The sequence below is a fragment of the Streptomyces calidiresistens genome (assembly GCF_014141525.1).
Classification (GTDB): Bacteria; Actinomycetota; Actinomycetes; order Streptomycetales; family Streptomycetaceae; genus Streptomyces; species Streptomyces calidiresistens.
In genome coordinates, this window is sequence record NZ_VKHS01001011.1 from 1 (window position 1) to 1,684 (window position 1,684).

A 1,684-nucleotide genomic window follows, 5' to 3' on the forward strand; every position below is an offset into this window, starting at 1 on the left:
GCCTCCCCGTCCCCGCCGGCCCTCCCGACGGCCCGCTCGTCGCGGACCACGATGGTCAGGCCGGGGACCAGGAAGGCGGTCTGACGGGCACGGGCGTAGAGGGTCTCCGGGGAGAGCTCGGCATCCTTGAGGAAGATCTGCCGGTCCGCCCAGTAGCGCACCCGGGTGCCGGTGCGCCCCTTGGGCACCCGCTTGCCCTTGACCAGCCCGCCCCCGGGCTCGAACGGCGCGTCGGGGCCCTCCCCGTCGAAGGCGCCGGGGGTGCCGCGCCGGAAGCCGATGGAGTGGGTGCGCCCGTCGCGGTCCACCTCGACGTCCAGCCGGGCCGACAGGGCGTTGACCACGGAGGCACCGACACCGTGCAGGCCGCCGGAGGCCGCGTAGGAGCCGCCGCCGAACTTTCCACCGGCGTGGAGCTTGGTCATCACGACCTCGACGCCGGACAGGCCGGTGCGCGGCTCCACGTCCACCGGGATGCCGCGGCCGTTGTCGCGCACCTCCACGGAGCCGTCGGGGTACAGGATCACCTCGATGTGGTCGCAGTGGCCGCCGAGGGCCTCGTCCACGGAGTTGTCGATGATCTCCCACAGGCAGTGCATCAGGCCCCGGCTGTCCGTGGAGCCGATGTACATGCCGGGGCGCTTGCGGACCGCCTCCAGCCCCTCGAGGACCAACAGGTGCCGCGCGGTGTAGTTGCCCCCGGTGTCGGCACCGGTGAGCAGCGCGGTGGACGGCACGGACGTATCGGCGGTCACGCAGTTCGCTCCTCGCTGAATTCTGCTGGGTGGCGGGTTCGCCGCTCAGAGGGTACCGAGGCCCAACGATGCGGGTGACCGGGCACCCCGGCGTCGGTTCACCCTACCCGGAACCGATCAGGTGTTCGAATTCGGGAAGAGGTGAGGGACACATCGCGTTCCTTTCGAGGCATGAACCAATTAGGCTCCGGGCACGTCCTTCTCCACAGGGGATTCGTCGACGGCGACCGACCCACCCGGGAGGACGGCGGCGACGGTGCCGACAGCCGGAGAACCGACAGGACACCATCGCACAGCGAAACCGACCATCCACCACCTGCGACGACAGCCCGACCACAGCGAGCACCACACCGCACTACGGCCCATTCGCCGCCAACGGGCAGCATCCGGCCATCGAGGAAGTCCGGAAGGGATTTCCGAGAAAAAGCCGCGAGCGGGAACGTTTTCGGCCCGGTTGGATGTTGACCCTGGTACGACAGCTCGTCGAGCTAGAGAAGAGGCGACGTGACTACTGTTCTGACCCCCGCGACCCCGCTGACCGCCGCTGACCGCTGCGACCGCTGCGGCGCCCAGGCGTACCTGCGCGTCGTGCTCGTGAGCGGCGGCGAGCTCCTGTTCTGCGCCCACCACGGCCGTAAGTTCGCTCCGGAACTCAAGAAGGTCGCGGCCGACATCCAGGACGAGACCGAGAAGCTGGCCACCACCCCGGCGGTCGCCACGGAGGACGAGCGCTGATCCGGGGCGGGCCCGGAGCCCGCACGGCGAGCTGATCCGACCCGTGGTCGGAATCCCGACACGGCCGTCCCCGACCGGGGGCGGCCGTGTCGCCGTGTCCGGGGGTTCCCGAGCGCACGGGGATGCCCACGGCGCCCGGTGGGGCGGGGCCGCCGACCGCGGCCCTCCGGGCTCCCGGCGGGTCCCCTCCCCAC

General features: G+C 71.2%; 2 protein-coding genes. One reads left to right on the forward strand and one right to left on the reverse strand.

Annotated elements, in window-relative coordinates; translation table 11 throughout:
• On the reverse strand, positions 1–755 hold a 755-nt coding region (locus FOE67_RS25010; RefSeq protein WP_323385472.1), incomplete at its 3' end, for an ATP-binding protein.
• A 504-nt stretch (positions 756–1,259) separates the two neighbouring features.
• Between FOE67_RS25010 and FOE67_RS25015 the strand changes: the two genes are divergently transcribed.
• Entirely contained in the window at positions 1,260–1,490 is a 231-nt protein-coding gene (locus FOE67_RS25015; RefSeq protein WP_182667091.1) for a DUF7455 domain-containing protein, read from the forward strand.
• Positions 1,491–1,684 lie beyond the last annotated feature (194 nt).